Annotated in this window: 23 protein-coding genes; 18 read left to right on the plus strand and 5 right to left on the minus strand. The window is 35.5% G+C overall.

From position 1 onward, the window contains the following. Positions 1-66: 66 nt before the first annotated feature. The 3 genes from BKH41_RS03295 to gltX all read right to left on the minus strand — a co-directional run bounded on the left by BKH41_RS03295 (position 67) and on the right by gltX (position 3,239). The gene (locus BKH41_RS03295) at positions 67-1,158 is read right to left on the minus strand and encodes a hypothetical protein (protein ID WP_095297014.1); all 1,092 of its coding nucleotides are present in this window, start codon (positions 1,156-1,158) and stop codon (positions 67-69) included. Positions 1,159-1,240: 82 nt separating this feature from the next. Continuing rightward, the gene (locus BKH41_RS03300) at positions 1,241-1,795 is read right to left on the minus strand and encodes a YceI family protein (RefSeq protein ID WP_095297015.1); all 555 of its coding nucleotides are present in this window, start codon (positions 1,793-1,795) and stop codon (positions 1,241-1,243) included. Between the two features lie 64 nt (positions 1,796-1,859). Next, a complete protein-coding gene (gene gltX, locus BKH41_RS03305) occupies positions 1,860-3,239 on the minus strand; it encodes a glutamate--tRNA ligase (protein WP_095297016.1) in 1,380 nt (459 codons plus the stop codon). Between the two features lie 88 nt (positions 3,240-3,327). Between gltX and BKH41_RS03310 the strand changes: the two genes are divergently transcribed. The 7 genes from BKH41_RS03310 (at position 3,328) to cmoA (ending at position 8,670) form a co-directional block, all read left to right on the plus strand. After that, positions 3,328-3,948, plus strand: a complete 621-nt coding sequence (locus BKH41_RS03310) for a trimeric intracellular cation channel family protein (RefSeq protein WP_095297017.1) — start codon at positions 3,328-3,330, stop codon at positions 3,946-3,948. A 23-nt stretch (positions 3,949-3,971) separates the two neighbouring features. Further along, complete coding sequence (locus BKH41_RS03315) at positions 3,972-4,805, plus strand: 3'-5' exonuclease (RefSeq protein WP_095297018.1); 834 nt, start codon at positions 3,972-3,974, stop codon at positions 4,803-4,805. After that, complete coding sequence (locus tag BKH41_RS03320; protein ID WP_257875391.1) at positions 4,795-5,040, plus strand: hypothetical protein; 246 nt, start codon at positions 4,795-4,797, stop codon at positions 5,038-5,040. Before BKH41_RS03315 ends, BKH41_RS03320 begins: the two co-directional genes overlap by 11 nt. A 95-nt stretch (positions 5,041-5,135) precedes the next feature. Continuing rightward, entirely contained in the window at positions 5,136-5,774 is a 639-nt protein-coding gene (locus BKH41_RS03325) for a superoxide dismutase (RefSeq protein ID WP_095297019.1), read from the plus strand. A gap of 98 nt (positions 5,775-5,872) precedes the next feature. Next, the gene (locus BKH41_RS03330) at positions 5,873-7,060 is read left to right on the plus strand and encodes an MFS transporter (RefSeq protein ID WP_095297020.1); all 1,188 of its coding nucleotides are present in this window, start codon (positions 5,873-5,875) and stop codon (positions 7,058-7,060) included. Between the two features lie 117 nt (positions 7,061-7,177). Then, positions 7,178-7,957, plus strand: coding sequence for a thiazole synthase (locus BKH41_RS03335; protein ID WP_095297021.1), 780 nt, complete (start codon positions 7,178-7,180; stop codon positions 7,955-7,957). Beyond that, the gene (gene cmoA, locus BKH41_RS03340; RefSeq protein WP_095297022.1) at positions 7,957-8,670 is read left to right on the plus strand and encodes a carboxy-S-adenosyl-L-methionine synthase CmoA; all 714 of its coding nucleotides are present in this window, start codon (positions 7,957-7,959) and stop codon (positions 8,668-8,670) included. The genes BKH41_RS03335 and cmoA overlap by 1 nt, the downstream gene beginning before the upstream one ends. Here the strand turns inward: cmoA and BKH41_RS03345 are convergent. After that, the gene (locus BKH41_RS03345; RefSeq protein WP_095297023.1) at positions 8,667-9,692 is read right to left on the minus strand and encodes a bifunctional 3,4-dihydroxy-2-butanone 4-phosphate synthase/GTP cyclohydrolase II; all 1,026 of its coding nucleotides are present in this window, start codon (positions 9,690-9,692) and stop codon (positions 8,667-8,669) included. The genes cmoA and BKH41_RS03345 overlap by 4 nt on opposite strands. A gap of 133 nt (positions 9,693-9,825) precedes the next feature. Further along, positions 9,826-10,185: a cytochrome c gene (locus BKH41_RS03350; RefSeq protein WP_095297024.1), complete on the minus strand. Its 360-nt coding sequence runs from the start codon at positions 10,183-10,185 to the stop codon at positions 9,826-9,828. A 66-nt stretch (positions 10,186-10,251) separates the two neighbouring features. Between BKH41_RS03350 and folD the strand changes: the two genes are divergently transcribed. The 11 genes from folD to BKH41_RS03405 all read left to right on the plus strand — a co-directional run bounded on the left by folD (position 10,252) and on the right by BKH41_RS03405 (position 19,236). Then, positions 10,252-11,115, plus strand: a complete 864-nt coding sequence (gene folD / locus BKH41_RS03355) for a bifunctional methylenetetrahydrofolate dehydrogenase/methenyltetrahydrofolate cyclohydrolase FolD (RefSeq protein WP_095297025.1) — start codon at positions 10,252-10,254, stop codon at positions 11,113-11,115. Between the two features lie 8 nt (positions 11,116-11,123). Continuing rightward, entirely contained in the window at positions 11,124-12,020 is an 897-nt protein-coding gene (gene lepB / locus BKH41_RS03360; RefSeq protein ID WP_095297026.1) for a signal peptidase I, read from the plus strand. Beyond that, complete coding sequence (locus BKH41_RS03365) at positions 12,020-12,679, plus strand: site-2 protease family protein (protein WP_095297027.1); 660 nt, start codon at positions 12,020-12,022, stop codon at positions 12,677-12,679. The genes lepB and BKH41_RS03365 overlap by 1 nt, the downstream gene beginning before the upstream one ends. A 12-nt stretch (positions 12,680-12,691) precedes the next feature. Further along, complete coding sequence (gene rpiB / locus BKH41_RS03370) at positions 12,692-13,129, plus strand: ribose 5-phosphate isomerase B (protein ID WP_095297028.1); 438 nt, start codon at positions 12,692-12,694, stop codon at positions 13,127-13,129. 21 nt (positions 13,130-13,150) lie between these two features. Continuing rightward, a complete protein-coding gene (locus BKH41_RS03375) occupies positions 13,151-13,483 on the plus strand; it encodes a hypothetical protein (protein WP_180762715.1) in 333 nt (110 codons plus the stop codon). 17 nt (positions 13,484-13,500) lie between these two features. Further along, positions 13,501-14,058 (plus strand): adenine phosphoribosyltransferase, encoded by a 558-nt coding sequence (locus BKH41_RS03380; RefSeq protein WP_180762730.1) that lies wholly within the window; start codon positions 13,501-13,503, stop codon positions 14,056-14,058. Then, the gene (locus tag BKH41_RS03385; protein WP_095297243.1) at positions 14,054-14,695 is read left to right on the plus strand and encodes a DedA family protein; all 642 of its coding nucleotides are present in this window, start codon (positions 14,054-14,056) and stop codon (positions 14,693-14,695) included. Before BKH41_RS03380 ends, BKH41_RS03385 begins: the two co-directional genes overlap by 5 nt. Continuing rightward, positions 14,682-16,115: a leucyl aminopeptidase gene (locus BKH41_RS03390; protein ID WP_095297031.1), complete on the plus strand. Its 1,434-nt coding sequence runs from the start codon at positions 14,682-14,684 to the stop codon at positions 16,113-16,115. Before BKH41_RS03385 ends, BKH41_RS03390 begins: the two co-directional genes overlap by 14 nt. A gap of 1 nt (position 16,116) precedes the next feature. After that, the gene (gene ychF, locus BKH41_RS03395) at positions 16,117-17,217 is read left to right on the plus strand and encodes a redox-regulated ATPase YchF (RefSeq protein WP_095297032.1); all 1,101 of its coding nucleotides are present in this window, start codon (positions 16,117-16,119) and stop codon (positions 17,215-17,217) included. A 142-nt stretch (positions 17,218-17,359) separates the two neighbouring features. Beyond that, positions 17,360-18,199: a radical SAM/SPASM domain-containing protein gene (locus BKH41_RS03400; protein ID WP_095297033.1), complete on the plus strand. Its 840-nt coding sequence runs from the start codon at positions 17,360-17,362 to the stop codon at positions 18,197-18,199. Positions 18,200-18,264: 65 nt separating this feature from the next. Then, positions 18,265-19,236 carry a chemotaxis protein gene (locus tag BKH41_RS03405; RefSeq protein ID WP_095297034.1) on the plus strand — a complete coding sequence of 324 codons (972 nt, stop codon included), beginning with the start codon at positions 18,265-18,267 and terminating at the stop codon, positions 19,234-19,236. Position 19,237: the final 1 nt, after the last annotated feature.

The raw sequence follows: 19,237 nt of genomic DNA on the forward strand, positions 1-19,237 counted from the left end.
GATTAACAAGTGTCTGTTAGTTTTGTAGAGCATCAGAGACTTAGAATTTTTATGAAAATTCGGCGATTAGAAATTTTGGGAATGTTGTTTGAGTTTTTTAAATAATTTATGAGTGTCTAAAGAAATTGTCAGCATTTCTTGATTGGCAAATATTTGATTGACAAAATGCAGAATAATGCTTAATCTCGCAGTTAAAATATCGTTTTTATATTCGTAATAAAAATCTGCCCGATCGTAGTTTGTTGCTTGATAAAAAGGCAAGCCGTTATAGAAATCTTCGCCGTATTGGGAATAATATTTCATTTGCGGTTTTCCAAAATAATAGCTGTTTTTAATGCCAAATCCTTTATATTGCGCTCCAATATCAATTTGCCAGCCAAGACCATTGTAGAAAGGATCTAAACCCGTACTTAAACGACGTTTTCTTTCCAATGAAGAAAGGGTTCCAAATTGTAAGTAAGCTTTTTCCATAAAGGGCAGAAGGTCTTGAAGGCTTGAACCCACATAAAGATTATAATAAATGCGATCAAGCAAATAAGTGTCTCCATTAGATCCATCTTTAGCGAGATATTCATCATTTTTAAAATGATACATCAGAAAATTCCCACCCACATAAAGATAGTGTCTTAAAAATTGGAATTCACTTGATGCTAAAACCATAAATTCATCCAATCTTTTAGAGAGATTCCCGCCATACCAATCAAAAATAAACTCTGCGTAGCCATTGACCTTATCTGAAATATTTTCAGGCTTGTATTGGAACATAACACCGTTGATGTTGGGATTGAAAAAATAAAAATCATTTCGGAAAAAACTTAGAGGGTAATGCGCGATTGAATGCGTTCGAGGAAAAATACCAAAATAACCCCGAAATTTTTCTCCAATAGCGCTGTAGTAAATTGATACATTGGCTTTTGTAGGAAATTTTTGTTCGCCCATATTTTGCAGAACATACCCGCCAAACATTAGGGATTGATAATTATCAAATGCAATGCCGACTTCTGGGGCCAATCTAACCCCATAAATTGTTCTAGTATCCCAATAAGGAACGGAGTCTTCAAGATTATCTAGATAAAAATTAAATCCTAAACTATATTTCCATTCATAAGATTGAGCAATAGAAATAAGAAGAAGAAAAATACAAAACCCGCGCCACATTGAAAGCCTTATCTTTTTCGGGTATTGTATAAAATAATCGTTTTATAATTGCTGAAAAATTTAAACTTATAGAAGCTTCAGATTATTCTGAAGCTTCTATTTGGATTTTTACTTTAACTTCATCGCTTACGATTGCATTTGGAGTTTCAGTCCCGACTTGAAAATCTTTTCGATTGATTTTACCGCTGATTTCCAAAGCCATCAGTTGTTTTTTTGTCATTGGATTGGTGCCAGGTCCTTTTATATCAACTTCCCATACTACGGGTTTTTTGATACCTCTGATAGTAAGATCTCCATAAATCTTATCACCTTTTTGTTGTGTCATTTTGAAAGTTGCTTTTTGGAATTTGCTTGCATCAAAAAAATCGCTTGTTTTTAAATGGGCATCTCTTTTTGAGTTTTTTGTATCTACAGAGCCAATATTGATTTCTCCTTCAAACTTATTGATTTTTTTTGTGCTTGGATCGATGTCTAAGACTCCATTAAAAGTGTTAAATTCGCCATTGACTTTGCTAATAAGCATATGTTCAACTTCAAATCCTACGGAAGAATGTGCTGGGTCAATCGTAAAGTTTTTTGCATTCACTGCACTTATAGAAAGTGCGATTACTGCAGCAATTGAGAGAAACTTTTTCATAAATGTCCTTTGTGTTTTATTTTTGATATGGGGGATATTCTACTGCGGAAAAGTTAAGGATTCATCAAGTGTTGCAAAACTTTTGAATTCTTTTTATAACCTCTTCTTTTCCGATAACAAACATCGCTTCAGGCAAACCTATCCCTCCGGATTTTCCAAGTAGAGCAATTCGTAGAGGTTGCATAAACTTACCTGCTTTGAGGGAGTTTGAATCCATAAAGGAATGGATATGTGCGTTTAGATTATCTTGCGTGTCAAAAGAAACATTTTTAAGTGTGTTGCTGAAGTTTTCTAAAATTTTATAGGCTTGCGGTTCAATTTTTTTAAGGGACTTTTCTTCATAGATTTTGGGAGGAGTCAGTATTTCATTCGCAGATAGGGCAAAATCTTTAAGTGTTTGGGTTCTATCTTTCAGAGATGCGTAAAGAACATCTCTTTTGGGCGGAGTTAAATTTGGACAGTTAAAATCTTCTAGAAGTTTTTGAAGTGCATCATTGGATGTTTTTTTGATGTAATGGGCATTGAGCCAGAGAAATTTTTCTTGATTATAACTGCTTGGAGAAGAATTCAATGCGTTTGGATCAAAATATGCAAGCATCTCTTGCATACTGAATATTTCCTGATCCCCATAACTCCAGCCCAAACGAACCAAAAAGTTTAAAATGGCTTCGGGCAAATAGCCTGCTTTTTTATAATCCATTACTCCCATTGCTCCATCACGCTTACTAAGCTTATGCCCTTGTGGGTTGAGAATCATCGGAACGTGATAGAATTTGGGAATTTTAAACCCGAGTGCATTATAGACGATGATTTGTTTGGGTGTGTTGGAAAGATGATCGTCCCCACGAATGACATCAGTAATCCCCATTAGAGCATCATCAATGCTCACTACGAAATTATATGTAGGGGTTCCATCGCTTCTAGCGATGATGAAATCGTCCAATTCTTTGGAATTGATTTTAATGTCCCCTTTTATGCCATCGTGAAATTCTATTGTGCCCGTTAATGGGGCTTTGATTCTTACCACAGGAGGGATTGTGCTTGGAGGAGTTCCTTTGAAATCTCTATAACGGTTATCGTATCTTGGTGTTTCACCTCGATTTTTTTGTTCATCTCTAAGCGCGTCAAGCTCTTCTTTTGTCATATAGCAGTAATAGGCTTTATCTTCTTTGATAAGTTTTTGGATATAGCTTTGATATAAATCAAAGCGTTTTGATTGATAAACAACGTCTCCGTCATAATCCATACCCACCCATTTGAAAGCTTCAATGATCGCTTCAGCAGCCTGCAAAGAATTTCTTGCTAAATCTGTATCTTCTATTCTTAAAAAAAACTTGCCTTGATGGGCACGGGCATAAAGGTAGTTAAATAGTGCCGTTCGTAGTCCTCCAATATGAAGATATCCGGTTGGAGAAGGGGCAAATCTGGTAATGATTTCACGCATCAATTTTCCTTGTTATTTTGGATAATATATCTGATGGGATTGTACTAAAATTTTAGATTCATTCAGATATTTTAGGGGTAAGATTGCAATGCTTTTGACGATACTTTATATAATAGGCATTACTGCAGAGGCTATGAGCGGAGCCTTGGCTGCGGGGCGTTATAAAATGGATTTATTCGGAGTTATGTTTATTGCTTTGGTAACAGCCATTGGAGGGGGATCGATACGTGATGTTTTGTTTGGGCATTATCCCCTTACGTGGGTGGCAAATCCCCATTATGTGATCATCATTTGCGTCGCATCCATTTTGACTACCCGCATTGCTTCGGTGATGACTCGATTGGAATCTTTATTTTTATTTTTGGATTCGCTCGGACTTGTTCTTTTTAGCATTATTGGTGCAGAAGTAGCTAGAAAAATGGATTATGGCTTTGTGCTTATTGTTAGCAGTGCAGTTATTACGGGTGTTTTTGGAGGTATTTTGAGGGATATTTTTTGTAATCGTATTCCTTTAGTTTTCCAAAAGGAGCTTTATGCGGGTGTAGCAATGATAACGGCTAGCTTATATTATATTTTGATTCAATACTTTGGTGTTGAGGTTTTGATAGCAAGTATCATTACTTTGATTTGCGGGGTGATTTTGAGACTTTTGGCAATTTATTATAAAATAGGCTTACCTGTTTTTAATTATGAGGGCAAACAAAAATAATTACACCTATAAAAAGGAAAAAAATGATTTGTGTATTTGATATTGAAACCGTTCCAGATGTTGCTTTGATTCAGAAGAGTTTTTCTCATATTAAAGCTGATTCATCTTTAGAGATTTGCAAAATAGCAATGGAGGAGCAAAAAGAAAAAAGCGGGAGTGATTTTTTACCTCTTTATCTCCATAAAATTGTTTCTATAGCAAGCGTTATTGCTGATGATTACGGGCATTTTATGAAAGTTGGAAATTTTGGTAAAAATCTTCTTGGGGAATCGCAAAATGATCAAGAGGAAAATCTCATTGAGGATTTTTTAAAATTTTTTAACAAATCCCAACCTAAACTCGTGAGCTTTAATGGTAGAGGATTTGACATACCTGCGATTATGCTTCGAGCTATGCGTTACAATTTGAGTGCAACTGCTTATTATGAGCAAGATAATGCTGCATTCAATAAAAGCAAATGGGAGAATTATCGTCAAAGATTTTCTGAGCGATTTCATACTGATTTGCTTGAAAGTTTGGGAAGTTTTGGGATGGTGCGTAATCTCAAGCTCGATTCTGTTTGTGCGATGCTTGGGATACCTGGTAAATATGATATGAGCGGGGATCTTGTATATAAAGTTTATTATGATGAAAATTCAGAAGAAAAAAACAAGATTGCTAAAATTGATGAATATTGTCGGAGCGATGTGTTGAATACCTATTGGGTTTATCTCAAATACGAGCTTTTAAAAGGAGAAATTACGATAGAAGATTATTTTAGTATTTTGAGAGAATTTAAAGATAAGATCCCTCAAAATGCAGGCTATAGTAGTGTTTTTACTGAAGCATTGGAAAAAGAGCTTGAAAATGCAAGATAAGGAATCAATGCTGAATGCTTATGGAGAAATTGTGACTAAGGATGGGTTGATTGAAGAAATAGAATCTTTACTCAATCGACTTGAGGATTCTGCGCAAAACACGGTTTTAAATGCAGAAATGATGAAATCTCTTGATATTGTGTCGTTAAATTCTATTCGCAATGGTCTTTTGCAAAAGTGTGGTAATGAAGTGCAGGCAAATTTGGAATGGCTGCATTCTTTAAAAGATCTGTAAAGATAAAAAATAGATTTTAATTTATTTATCAAAAATAGAATTAAAATGATTATAATTAGTGAGTTTTTACAACTAAAATTATTAGGAGACATATTATGTTCAAATTAAGAGAATTACCTTATGCTAAAGATAGTATGGGAGACTTTTTAAGCCCTGTTACGTTTGATTTTCATTATGGAAAACATCACCAAACTTACGTGAATAATCTAAACAATTTAATCCAAGATACTGAGTTTGCAAGTAAAGATCTGTTTGCGATCGTTACTAAAGCTAATGGTGGTTTATTTAATAATGCAGCTCAGGTTTATAATCACGATTTTTATTGGGATTGCATTGCTCCAACAACAAGTGAGATGAGTTCGGATGTGAAAGATGCTATCAGTAAAGATTTTGGCTCGATCGATTCTTTTAAAGAGTCTTATTTAAAAGCTGCAACTGGGCTATTTGGTTCAGGTTGGTGTTGGTTGGTTTATAACCCTTCTTCTCAAAAGCTTGAAATAGTCCAAACAAGTAATGCTGCTACACCTGTAACTGAAGGTAAAGTTCCTGTGCTTGTAGTGGATGTTTGGGAACATGCTTATTACATTGATCACAAAAATGCTAGAGCGGCTTATTTGGATAAATTTTATAATCATATTAATTGGAAATTTGTGTCAGAAGCTTATGAATGGGCGAAAAAAGAGGGCGTCAATTCTGTGGCTTTTTATATGAATGATCTCCATAAGGAAGCTTGATTCTTTTCTTACCCTCTACTGCCCGTTTTTACGGGTTTTTTATGCTTTTTTAAATGGTTGCATATGCAACATTATTTTATTTCTAGGATTTAATATATATGGATACCCCAAAATTGATTTTAAAATCAAAAAATACCGATAGTTTTGTATTTAAAACTGCTCTTTTTAGCATTGCTGCACTCACTGTTTTGGGTAGCACGATTATTGCCCCTTCTTTGCCTGCATTAGAAGCGCATTTTTCTGATGTTGAAAATATAGGATTTTTGTCAAAGCTTATTTTGACATTGCCTGCGCTTTTTATTATGTTTTTTTCTCCTATTAGCGGTTTTATGTTTGATAGATTCGGCAGGCTTAAACTGATTTATCCAGCTATGTTAGTTTGGAGTTTGTCTGGAACAAGTGGATTCTTTTTGGATAATTTATATTTGCTTCTGATTTCTCGTGCTGTTTTTGGCATTGCAACTGCATTTTTGATGACGGGGGTTAGTGTGCTTTTGAGTGATTATTATACTGGAGCTAAAAGAGAAAAAGCCCTAAGTATGCAAGGGTTTTTTATGGCTTTTGGAGGGGCGATTTTTTTAATTTTAGGGGGTTATCTTTCAAATTTAGATTGGAGATACCCATTTTTGGCTTATTTACTTGGAATTTTAATCTTAGTTTTTGCTTTTTTAATGCTTTTTGAACCCGAACGCCATATACGAAATTCTCAAGATTCATCCGATTTAGAAAAAAAGTTTTCTATAATAAAATTTCTTCCAGTTTATTTTCTGGGAATTTTTTGTATGGCAATGTTTTATATTGCTCCTACCCAGTTACCCTTTTTTATCACTCATACATTAGAAATGGACAGCTCATATGTGGGTATTTCTATGGCGACTGCTTCTGTCTCTATGGCCATATTTTCGTTATTCTACAATCGTTTGAGAAGTTATTTGAATATATTTAAAATTTATTTTTTAGCATTATTTTTAATAGGAACTTCTTTTGTGATTGTTGGGATATTTCATAATTATGCCACGGTTTTAATAGCGTTTATTTTAATGGGTGCAGGACTTGGTGTGATGATGGTAAATAATAGTTCGTGGTTATTTATGCTTGCAAAAGACTTTGAACGTGCTAAAGCTTACGGATTTTTGGCAGCATCGCTTTTTATGGGTCAATTTATTTCGCCCTTTATTACCCAACCTATAGCAAAAGCATTTGGTCTTATCGATATGTTTTGGATATTTGGCGGGCTTGTTTATGTTGTTGCTCTGATATTTTTATTTGCAAAGATGAAACGTTGAGAGGATTTTATTTGCACTTTGGAGATTGTATGTTGTATTTTTCAAATTCAAGCCGTTCAGATTTGGTATAAAAGATTTGTTATAATCGCTTTCATTATTATGCAATAAGGTAAAAATATGCAAGATTTATTAAAAATCGGTTCTAAAACTTTTGAATCAAGGTTGATTGTAGGTAGTGGAAAATACAAAGATTTTTCCACTACTAAGCAGGCTACTTTGGCTTCAGGGGCGCAGGTGATAACTGTGGCAGTCAGACGGGTAAATATTACAAATCCAAATGAAGAAAATCTACTAGATTATTTTAAAGATACTAAGGTGGATTTTTTGCCCAATTCAGCAGGTTGCACAAATGCTCAAGAGGCTATTACGCTTTTTAGACTTGTAAGAGAGGCAATCGGCATTGATTTTATCAAGCTTGAAATCATTGGAGACACACAAAGGACGCTTTATCCTGATGTGATTGAAACACTTAAAGCGTGCGAGGTATTAGCTAAAGAAGGTTTTTGTGTGCTTGCTTATACGAATGATGATCCTATTGTTGCAAAAAGGCTCGAAGATGCCGGTGCGTGCGCAGTAATGCCACTGGCTGCTCCGATTGGAAGCGGGTTGGGGATTCAAAATCGTTATAATATCAGTTTTATTAAAGAAGCTATTCAGGTTCCTGTTATTGTTGATGCGGGTGTAGGCTGTGCTTCGGATGCTTCTATTGCAATGGAATTGGGGGCAGATGGAGTTTTAACAAATACTGCTATTGCGATGGCAAAAGATCCTGTAATGATGGCTGAAGCAATGAAATACGCTGTCATAAGTGGTAGAAAAAGTTTTTTGAGTGGGAGAATAGAAAAAAAGAGCTATGCAAGCCCTAGTTCTCCGATATTTGGAATGGCAAAACTTTAATGAAAGACGAACTTTTTTCCACTCCTTTTGCCAAACAATTTGAGTTTGATGAAGAGGTTGCAAGTGTATTTGATGATATGGCAGCGCGCTCAATTCCTTATTATACAGAGTCTTTAAGACTTTGTGCTGATTTTGTGCTTCAAGCTCTTTGCCCCAATACTTGGGTTTATGATTTGGGGTGTTCGACAGGAAATTTTTTACTCGAACTTGCTGGCAAGCTTGATAATAACAAGGTAAATTTAGTGGGAGTGGATAATTCAAGTGCAATGATTGAAAGAGCAGGGCTTAAAGCAAGTGCTTATGGTAAAAGAATTGATTTTATCTGCCAAGATTTTTTAAATTTTGATATCCATAATGCTTGCGCAGTTGTTGCCAACTATACAATGCAATTTGTCAGACCAATGCAAAGAAGCTTGCTTGCAGAAAGAATCTTTCAAGGTTTAAACAGCGGAGGAATATTTATTATGAGCGAAAAAATGACGACTCAAGATAAGGTTTTAGATAAACAAATGATTGAGCGTTATTATCTTTACAAAAAAGAGCAGGGTTATACTCAGAATGAAATAGTATCAAAACGCGAGGCTTTGGAAAATGTTTTGGTTCCTTACAGCTTGCAAGAAAATATTCAAATGCTCCAAAATTCCGGTTTTGAAAGTGTAGAAGTGTTGTTTAAATGGGTCAATTTTGGCACTTTGATTGCTAGAAAAACCTAGATTTGCACAGATTCAATAACCCGTAAATCAAACCCACTTAAGGCATTGTATGCTCGTACATTGTTGGAAGTGATGAGTTTGAAATCTTTAATGCCTAGAAGTTTTAATATCTGTGCGCCAATGCCAAAGCTTTTGATGATGTCTCCATTATTGGTATTGTCGTTAATAAATACCAGATATCCGCCCATTTGTTTGAGTTTATCAATGGAACGCATTAAAAATTCATAATTTTTTCCCTCACTAAGAAGCTCATAATCGCTTTTGATAGTATGAAATCTGACAAGTGGGATAGCATTGTCTTGGAATTTAAAAGCAATGTGTTCCCTTTGAAGATGATCCATAAAAACGATTTTTTCACATATAGATCCTAAGAAATCAGATTGTTGTTTTGAAAGAACTTTCAAAAGGTTTTCATTTTGGAGTCTATAGCTGATGAGGTCAGAGACATAAAGTGTTTTTAGATGGTGTTTTTTTGCAAATTCAGCAAGGAATTTATCCCCTCTTTTTGCCATAGAACCATCTTCTTTCATAATCTCACAAATCACGCTTACAGGTTTGATGCCTGCGAGTTTGCAGATATCGATACTTGCCTCTGTATGTCCTGTTCTGACTAGAACCCCGCCCTCTTTGGCAATGAGAGGGAAAATATGACCTGGACGCACAAAGTCATCAGGAGTCGTGTTTTCATTACACATCAATTCAATGGTAAGATGGCGTTCGAAAGCTGAAATACCTGTTTTAGCTTTTTTGGCGTCTATAGAGACGGTAAAAGCAGTTTCGTGATTAGAGCTATTGTGATTTACCATTGGGGGGAGGTCAAGTTTTTGAGCAATTTCTTTTGTGATAGAAACACAGATCAATCCTCTAGCCTCTTGAGCCATAAAGTTAATCTTTTCAGGGCTTGAAAAGATACCTGCCATTACTAAATCGCCTTCATTTTCTCTATCTTCATCATCCATAATAATAATCATTTCACCATTTTTGATAGCGTTGATAGCTTCTTTGACGCGTTGTAAATGCATAAAAAATCCTTAGATTAATAAAGTGCAATCATAGCATTAAATTTTAAAAGAATTGCGAGCTAGCGTATTTCAAAAAAGTTTGGGTTATTACAAGTAAGGCATTGTATGAAAGGTTGGAGCGATGAAAAATAAATTATTTTTTTGAAGTGATATAGAGATAAATGGCTTTGATTTCTTCATCTGTCAAGTCGTATTTGGGCATAATGCCCTTATCTTTGCTCATAGCTTTTTTGAAGGTTTTAAAATCCATATCATTAATTTTTGGTGTTTTGATGATTTTATTTTTACCTTTATTTTTATAGCTTGTTATGACTTCACTTTCTCCATTTTTTCCGTGACATTTAATGCAACCTATGTTTCGAGGATTTTCATAAAGTTTTTTTCCATATTCTTGGGGTGTGATAAAACTTTCATCTTTGGAATTTTGGGATATAAGGCAGGCAGGAAAGATAAGAAAAAGAGAAAAACAGATAAATCTGTTGTTTAGAAGCATAAAGTTTCCTTTTAAAGTTATAGAGATTTTATTATAATACAGCATTTCAATTTTAAAGGCGATAAAATGACGCTCCTTGATGGCAGATCTTTAGCAGAAATTATTGAAAAGCAGATTATTGCCCAAACAGATTTATTCAGGGGGCAGAAAGTGGTACCGACGCTTGCGGTTATTTTGGTCGGGGAAGATCCTGCTAGTTGCGCGTATGTAAATATGAAGGTAAAAGCTTGCGAACGTTGCGGCGTAGTTTGTGTGGCAAAAAAATTACCCCAAGAAATTACGCAGGAAGAATTATTAAAAATCATCAAAAATTTCAATGATGACTTTGAAATTGATGGGATTTTAGTCCAACTTCCTTTGCCTAAGCATATTGAAACAAAATCTGTTTTGGAAGCAATTGATCCACAAAAAGATGTTGATGGATTCCATCCTTTTAATATTGGGAGGGTTTTTGCAGGTATTGATGCATTTAAACCGGCTACTCCGATGGGGGTAATGAGTCTTTTAGAAAACTATCGCATTCCTTTAAAGGGTAAAAATGTTGCTATAATTGGAGCTAGCAATATCGTCGGCAAACCATTGGCTTCATTGATGCTAAATGCTGGTGCAACGGTCAGTATTTGCCATATAATGACCAAAGATGTAGGATTTTTTACTAGAAATGCAGATATTGTTTGCGTTGGTGTGGGTAAGCCTAGATTGATTTGTGCAGATATGGTTTGTGAAGGTTCAGTTGTCATTGATATTGGAATCAATCGTTTGGAAAATGGGAAATTGGTCGGTGATGTGGATTTTGAGGCTGTGAGCAAAAAAGCGGCTTTTATCACTCCTGTACCAGGTGGCGTAGGACCAATGACAATTGTTTCTCTGTTGCAAAATACGCTTTTAGCAACTAAAAAACGAAAAATTGAAAATAATAAAAAAGTATAGGGAATTAGATGAAATTTTTAAAATCTGTTTATAACTTCTGTGCCAGTTGGACAGGCACTATTATCATTGTTTTGTTTGTAATCTTTTTTGTGGCACAAGCTTTTGTTATCCCATCACGTTCAATGGTAGGGACTTTATACGAAGGAGATATGCTGTTTGTTAAAAAATTTTCTTATGGCATTCCTATTCCAAAAATCCCGTGGATTGAACTCCCGATACTTCCAGATTTTAAGGGAAATGGTCATCTTTTGGCTGGCAAAAGACCACAGCGTGGTGATATTGTTATTTTTATCCCTCCGCACGAACCCAAAACTTATTATGTCAAAAGAAATTTTGCAGTTGGTGGGGATGAGGTTATTTTTACACAAAACGGATTTTATTTGCATCCATATGAGGGCGATGATTATGTGCAGTCCCACTATGAATCTTCCAGGATTGTTGTAATGATGGATAAGAAATTTGTTTTTGAGCCTTATTCTCAAGATCACCCTGGAATTCATTATAGTAACGGTAATTCGTCTTATTTTGTGATGGCCAATATAGCTCAAGAGTCTTTTAACAATGGATTTTTGGGTGCCAATGATGACCCTAATCGCCGTGGAATTGCAATGATGCCTTTGAATCTTGATGGAGAACTTGTGTTTTATAAGAAAATTTCTCCTGATGAGTTTTTTATGATAGGGGACAACCGCGATGATAGTAACGATTCTAGATTTTGGGGCAGCATACCTTACAAAAATGTTGTAGGGAAGCCGTGGTTTATTTATTTTAGTATTAATCTCAAAAACAGCGTTGAAGCGGGTGCAGATAAGAATCCTAAGGCACTTTTTACGATTAGATGGAAGCGAATGTTTAAAACCGTTGAAGGTCTTGAAAAACAGCTTGGGGAAAAGGCAGGAACATAATGAATTTTTCCGATCAAAATATGTCTGCAATTTTCTTAAAAGTATTTGCTTTTTTGATTGCTATCATCGGACACGAAATTATGCACGGTTATGTGGCATTTCGTTATGGTGATGATACGGCAAAAAAGATGGGAAGGCTTAGCATCAATCCGTTGAAGCATATTGATCCTGTGGGGTCTATCCTAATTCCTTTGATTTTATTTTTTGTTCAAGCACCTTTCTTGTTTGGCTGGGCAAAGCCTGTTCCGGTCAATATGAATCTTATTATCCAAAGATGGGGCTATGGTGCGGGTATAGCTGTTAGTTTGGCAGGCGTGGCTTATAATTTGATTTTAGCACTTATGATTAGTGGAATTTTGTTTAGTGGGGTTTTTGGCAGTGCTTCAGAGGGTTGGATGCAGATTTTGATTTTGTTTTTTGTCCAGCTTATTATTTACAACGTTGTGTTGGGAATTTTTAATCTTTGGCCCATTCCTCCTTTAGATGGTTCGCAGGCTTTATCTTTTCTTTGTTTAAAAATGGGCATTCAGGGTATACCGAAATTTTTTTATCAGATAAGTCCTTATGGAATGATAATTCTTTTAATCATTTTGGCAACACCTTTATCGCAAGTATTTTTTTATCCGACGCAATTCTTATTGCGTTTTTTATTGACATAAAAAGGATTTTAAATGATCTATATCTTAGGTAGCGATCATGCTGGGCTTATTTTGGGAGATTTTGTGAAAAATTATCTTTTATCAAAAGGTTTTGAGATCATTGATTTTCTTCCTAAAGATTCTCAGAAAGTTGATTATCCTGATTTTGCCCGCAAGGTTTGTACGGAGATTTTAAAAACACAAGATGCTAGAGGGATATTGATTTGTGGCACGGGATTAGGAATGAGTATTGCTGCTAATCGTTATAAGGGCATACGGGCTGCCTTATGCTTGGATGCCTATATGGCAAAGATGTCTAGGCTCCATAATAATGCTAATGTCTTGTGTTTGGCCGAACGTATTAGTGGGCTTGGTGAAGTAGAATCAATTTTGGAGACTTTTATTCAAACTGATTTTGAAGGCGGCAGGCACGAATGCAGGATTTCAAAAATTGAGAATTTCGATTTATAGGGGACGGCAAGGATGATGAATATGGCGATAGAATGGTTTTTGATTACTGCTTTTATTCTTTTTATTCTTTATATGATTATAAAAACTTTTTTTTATAAATCCATCGCCGAAAAAGAAGAAAGGAACTCAGCTTCAATGAAGCTTACGCTCCAAGAGGCTGAAATTTTGATCCAAAAACACCAACTTCAGCTTCAAAGGGCTTTGGGTAATATCGATATCTTGACCCAAGAAATGAATTCACTCAAAAATGAAGTCAAAATACTCAAGCAAAGGAATTCTCAATATCGCATTGAGACAGACAAATATAAAAGCAGGATAAAAGATTTGGAACAAAAAATCGAAGCTTTGCTATAAGGAAAAATATGCTCCCAATTTCTGAAAAACTCAAAAAAGATCTGTTTTCTTCCATTAGAGACATACCTGATTATCCAAAACCAGGGATTTTGTTTAAAGATATCACAACTTTGATAAACCATTCGGTTTTGTTTTCATCTTTGATTGATACCTTAAAGGAACGCTATGAACCTTTAGATATAAATTTTGTTGCTGGTATTGAATCTCGCGGATTTATTTTTGGCGCAGCTTTGGCTTATGCTTTGAAAGTAGGTTTTGTCCCTATTAGAAAAAAAGGCAAACTTCCTTTTACAACCGTGAGTGAAAAGTACAGCTTGGAATATGGTTTTGATGAAATTGAAATGCATATCGATGCTTTTAGAAATATAAAGGAAGCTAGGGTTATTTTGATTGATGATTTGATTGCTACAGGAGGAACTGCCCAAGCAGCGGTTAGATTGATTGAGAGTGTAGGGGCAAAGTGTGTAGAAGCTTGCTTTATATTGGATTTACCTGAATTGGGAGGATCTGAAAAATTACGCGAGTTTATTCAGGTATTTACGATATTGGATGCAGGGCTTGAAAATGGGCATTGAGACGTATATTATTGAACTTTGGGATACTTATGTAGCTGATTGGGGCTATTTGATTTTATTTTTGTGGAGTATTTTAGAGGGTGAGCTTGGTTTGATATTTGCTGGAATCGCAGCACATACTGGGCATATGAATGTTTTTTTAGCTGTATTTGTTGCGGGTCTTGGAGGATTTGCCGGAGATCAGATTTATTTTTATATAGGTAGATTTAATAAGGGGTATATCCAGAAGCATTTGAGCAAACAACGCAGAAAGCTTGCTTTAGCGCATTTGCTGCTCCAAAAATACGGATGGCCGATTATTTTTATTCAGAGATATATGTATGGAATGCGGACAATTATACCTATCAGTATTGGCTTGACGCGTTACAGTGCTTTAAAATTCGCGATCATTAATCTTATCAGTGCTTGGGTTTGGGCCTCTGTAACGATTTTATTGGCGTGGTTTTTAGGGGATCAGATTTTGCATATTTTAGGATGGCTCAAACACCATCCTTATATTTTTATTATTTTATTGGTTGTTTTCTTGGGATTTGTGATTTGGTATTTTAATTCCCATACTAAAAAGATTGATAAAAAAATTCAAAAGATCCAATCTCGATTAGAGGTGAAAGAAGGAAAAAACGATGTTAAAAATTAGTTTAAAAAAGACAAATCTTGCCCAGACAAAGGCGGATTTAACGATTGTGTTTGTTGTTAATAAAAATCTTAAGCATTTTTGGATCCAACCTGAGGTTTTGAAAGAATTTGGATATGAAGGCGAAGGGATTTTTTTTGATCAGCAAAATAAGATTGTTTATGCAGGAGTGAATCTTTTAAATGTTGATATTTTTAGAGAGTCTGCTGCGCAAGTGATCCGTTATATCAAAAAAATGCCTTTTAAAAATGCCAAAATAGGTGTTTATGGTGATGAGGAAATGATGCAGGGGATATTTTTGGGAATGTTGCTTGGATTGTATGAATTCAATCAGTATAAAAGTAAAAAATTTTCACCAATCTTAAAGGAAATTTTTATCGCCAATGAAAGTTTTGACAAAACTCCTGTAAAGCCCTTGCAAAAAGCTTTGGACAAGGCTTTGATCTTAGCTCAAAGCATTGTTTTAGCCAGAGATGCTATCAATACGCCCCCAGAATATGCCACTCCTTTGTTTATGGCAGATTTGGCTCAAAAAATTGCTGATGAAAATGACCTTAAATGCTTTATTGGCGATGAAAAATTTCTCAAAAAAGAAAAAATGCAAGCTTTTTTGGCCGTAAATAGGGCATCTGTTCATCCTCCAAGATTGATCCATTTGACTTATAAGCCAAAGAAATCAAAGGTAAAAATTGTGCTTGTAGGCAAGGGACTTACTTATGATAGCGGGGGATTGAGCTTGAAGCCTGCAGATTATATGGTAACAATGAAAGCGGATAAAAGCGGAGGATGTGCTGTTTTGGCAATTATTAATGCACTTGCAAAAATGGGGATTGAAGCTGAAGTCCATTCAATTGTAGGCGCAACTGAAAATATGATCGGGGGAAATGCTTACAAACCTGATGATGTCTTGTTTGCTCGTGAGGGTAAAACGATTGAAGTACGCAATACCGATGCAGAAGGGCGATTGGTTTTGGCAGACTGCTTGAGTTATGCGCAGGATTTGAAACCGGATTATTTGATTGATTTTGCCACTCTTACAGGAGCTTGTGTGCTTGGATTGGGAGAATATACAAGTGGGATTATGGGGCATAATGAGGATCTTAAAAGCAGATTTGAAAAATTAGCTTTAAAGTCGGGTGAATTGATGGCAAAACTTCCCTTCAATCGCCATCTTGCCAAACTTATCGAATCTAAAATTGCTGATGTTTGTAATGTTGCTTCTTCCCGATATGGCGGAGCTATTACAGCAGGAATGTTTTTGAGCGAATTTATCCGTCCTGAATATAAGGATAAATGGTTGCATATTGATATTGCTGGTCCTGCTTTTGTTGAGAGGGAATGGGACATTAATGCCGCAGGAGCAAGTGGTGCTGGTGTAAGGGCGTGTGTTGAATTTATCCTTGATGTAACAAAGAGAGGCTAAAATGGGTCTCTCTATCGGAATTGTTGGGTTGCCAAATGTGGGCAAATCAAGCACTTTTAATGCACTCACAAAAGCTCAGAATGCACAATCTGCGAATTATCCTTTTTGTACCATTGAACCGAATCGGGCAATTGTTAATGTTCCTGATAAAAGACTTTCAGAGCTTGCAAGAATTGTCAATCCTGAAAGAATTTTGCATTCAGTTGTTGAATTTGTAGATATTGCTGGGCTTGTTAAAGGTGCAAGCAAAGGAGAAGGATTAGGGAATCAATTCTTGGCTAATATCAAGGAGTGCGATGCGATTTTGCATATCGTGCGTTGTTTTGAGGATTCAAACATTACTCACGTGGAAGGCAGGATTGATCCGATTTCAGATATTGAAATTATTGAGCTTGAACTTTTGCTTGCAGATATACAAACCCTCAATAAACGGATTGAAAAACTTCAAAGACAAGCAAAGACAGATAAAAGTGCCAAAGAAACTTTGGAATGCGCATTTGTGCTTTTGCAACATTTGGAAAATTCCAATCCGATAAGGACTTTTAAAGATAAAGATAATGAAGTTTTTGTTACTCTTGATAAAGAGTTACGATTTTTGAGTAATAAAGAGGTTATTTATGGGGCTAATGTTAATGAAGAGTCCGTTGGTTTTCCTAATGAATATTTTAAAAAGGTTCAAGATTATGCCCAAGCCAATGATTCAGAGGTTATTATGCTTTGTGCGAAACTTGAAGAAGAAATGGTTGGAATGGATGATGTAGAACGTAAAGAATTTTTAGAAAGCTTGGGGTGTGAGGAAAGTGGCTTAGAACAGATTATCCGCACAGGCTTTGCTAAGTTGGGTTTGATTAATTATTTTACCGCAGGGGTTAAAGAGGTTCGTTCTTGGACGATTCATAAAGGCGATAGTGCGCCTGTGGCTGCGGGGGTCATCCATAAGGATTTTGAAAAAGGTTTTATCCGTGCAGAAACAATTTCTTATGAAGATTTTATTAAATACGGCGGTGAAACAAAAGCCAAAGAAGCTGGAGCTGTTAGAATAGAAGGCAAAGACTATATCGTGCAAGATGGTGATGTGATGCATTTTCGATTCAATGTATAGATTTAATGATCCAAGTTTTGGGTTGATGTTTTTGTAAAAATTTTAGGAGTTTTTATCTCGATGGTAAGTGTTGCATATCGAAATATTAAGCATTTTAAGTCTTTTCTGATGAAACTTAAAACCTACTAAATAATTGAATTTAATGTTTAGATTTAAAAAAATTTATATAGAACTGAGTGATATTTGTGGGCTAAAATGCAGTTTTTGCCCCAACCCAAAAAACATTCGTAAAACGATGTCTTTGGATTTGTTCAAAAAAGCTTGCGAACAAAGTGCGCCTCTTTGCGAACGTGTTACTTTTCACGTATTGGGCGATCCGTGCAGAATCAAGAATTTAGGGGATTATTTAGATATTGCTCAAAGATATGATTTGAAAGTTGAACTGGTGACAAGTGGATTTTATTTGCACCCGTCTTTATTTGATCTGCTCCTTTCTCCTCCGATTTTTCAGCTTTCAGTTTCTTTGAATGCAGGTTTTGATAAAAATAATCACGCCCATAAAGATTACCTTAAAAACATATTCAAGCTTTGTGCTTATAAAATTTTAAAAGATACGCCTAATTTTATTAATTTGAGGCTTCAAGAGACTTCTTTAGATGAGCTGTGTTGGGTTAAGGATTGCATTTTGAAAGAATTTGGGATTGAGGATAAAGAGCTTGGAATGCGTTTTCGTTTGGGTAAAAAAGTTTTTTTAAACATTACAAGAACTTTTCAATGGCCCAAAATTGAAACCCAAGAGCTTCCCAATCTAAACAAATATTGTCACGGATTGATTTCTCAAGTAGCTATTTTAGCAGATGGAACTGTTGTTCCTTGCTGTGTGGATTCAGAAGGAAAAATTAATTTGGGAAATTTGCATCACCAATATCTTACAGATATTCTTTCTTCGCCCAAAGCCTCTAAGATACGAGAAGGGTTTATGCGAGGGGAAGCTTGCGAGGAGCTTTGCAAGCATTGTTGTTATCCTGCTAAACGGACTTAAAGTTTTTTGGAATAAAACTATGTTATGATAGTCAGAGAATATTTACTTCAATGAAGGAACAGGATATGTCAAATCTATCGCAAGTTGATCAAGTTACGAGTTTGCATAAAAATAATGAACTTCAATTGCTGTGCTTTCGTTTGGAAAAAAATAGAGATTTATATGCTGTCAATGTCTTTAAAATAAGGGAAGTTGTCAAATATCAAGGTGCTCTTACGATTGTCAGTCACGAAAACAGTTCTTTGGTCGAAGGTCTTATTACGATTAGGGAGCTTACCATTCCTTTGATTGATATGAAAAAATGGTTTTATTATGACAGCAAGAATAAGAGTAAGGATTTAAGACCTTATAGAATCCAGCGCGAAGAAGGCGAAGACGATATTATTATGATCTGTGAGTTTTCCAAATGGACAATTGGCGTCAGGATTTATGAGGCCGATAGGATCTTAAATAAAAAATGGACAGAAATGGAACAAAGTGCTGGTGTGGGCGGGAATGGAGGAAATAGTAAATTAGTGAGTCGCACGAGGTATTTTGATGGGAAGCTTGTGCAGGTGGTAGATATTGAAAAAATGCTTGTGGATGTTTTTCCTTGGATAGAGGAGGAAAAACACGAAGAATTGAATAAAGTCAGCAAAGTTAAAACCAATAAAAGTATATTGCTTGCTGATGATAGCCCGAGTGTTTTAAAAACAATGCAAATTATCTTAGACAGGCTTGGGGTAGAGCATAATGATTTTATCAATGGGCAAAAACTTCTTGATTATTTATTCGCTCCCACTACAGATATTGATAATATTGGAATGATTATCACAGATTTGGAAATGCCTGAAGCAAGTGGCTTTGAAGTCATCAAGCAGGTAAAAAATAATTCTGAAACTTCCCATATTCCCATCGTTGTTAATTCTTCAATGAGCGGGAGCAGTAATGAGAGTATGGCAAGATCTTTAAATGCCGATGATTTTATATCCAAATCAAACCCCATTGACATAGAGAGAGCCGTTAAGCAATTTATCATTGAAAGGCAAACGATTTAAG

This window comes from Helicobacter sp. 12S02232-10 (assembly GCF_002272895.1).
GTDB lineage: Bacteria > Campylobacterota > Campylobacteria > Campylobacterales > Helicobacteraceae > Helicobacter_J.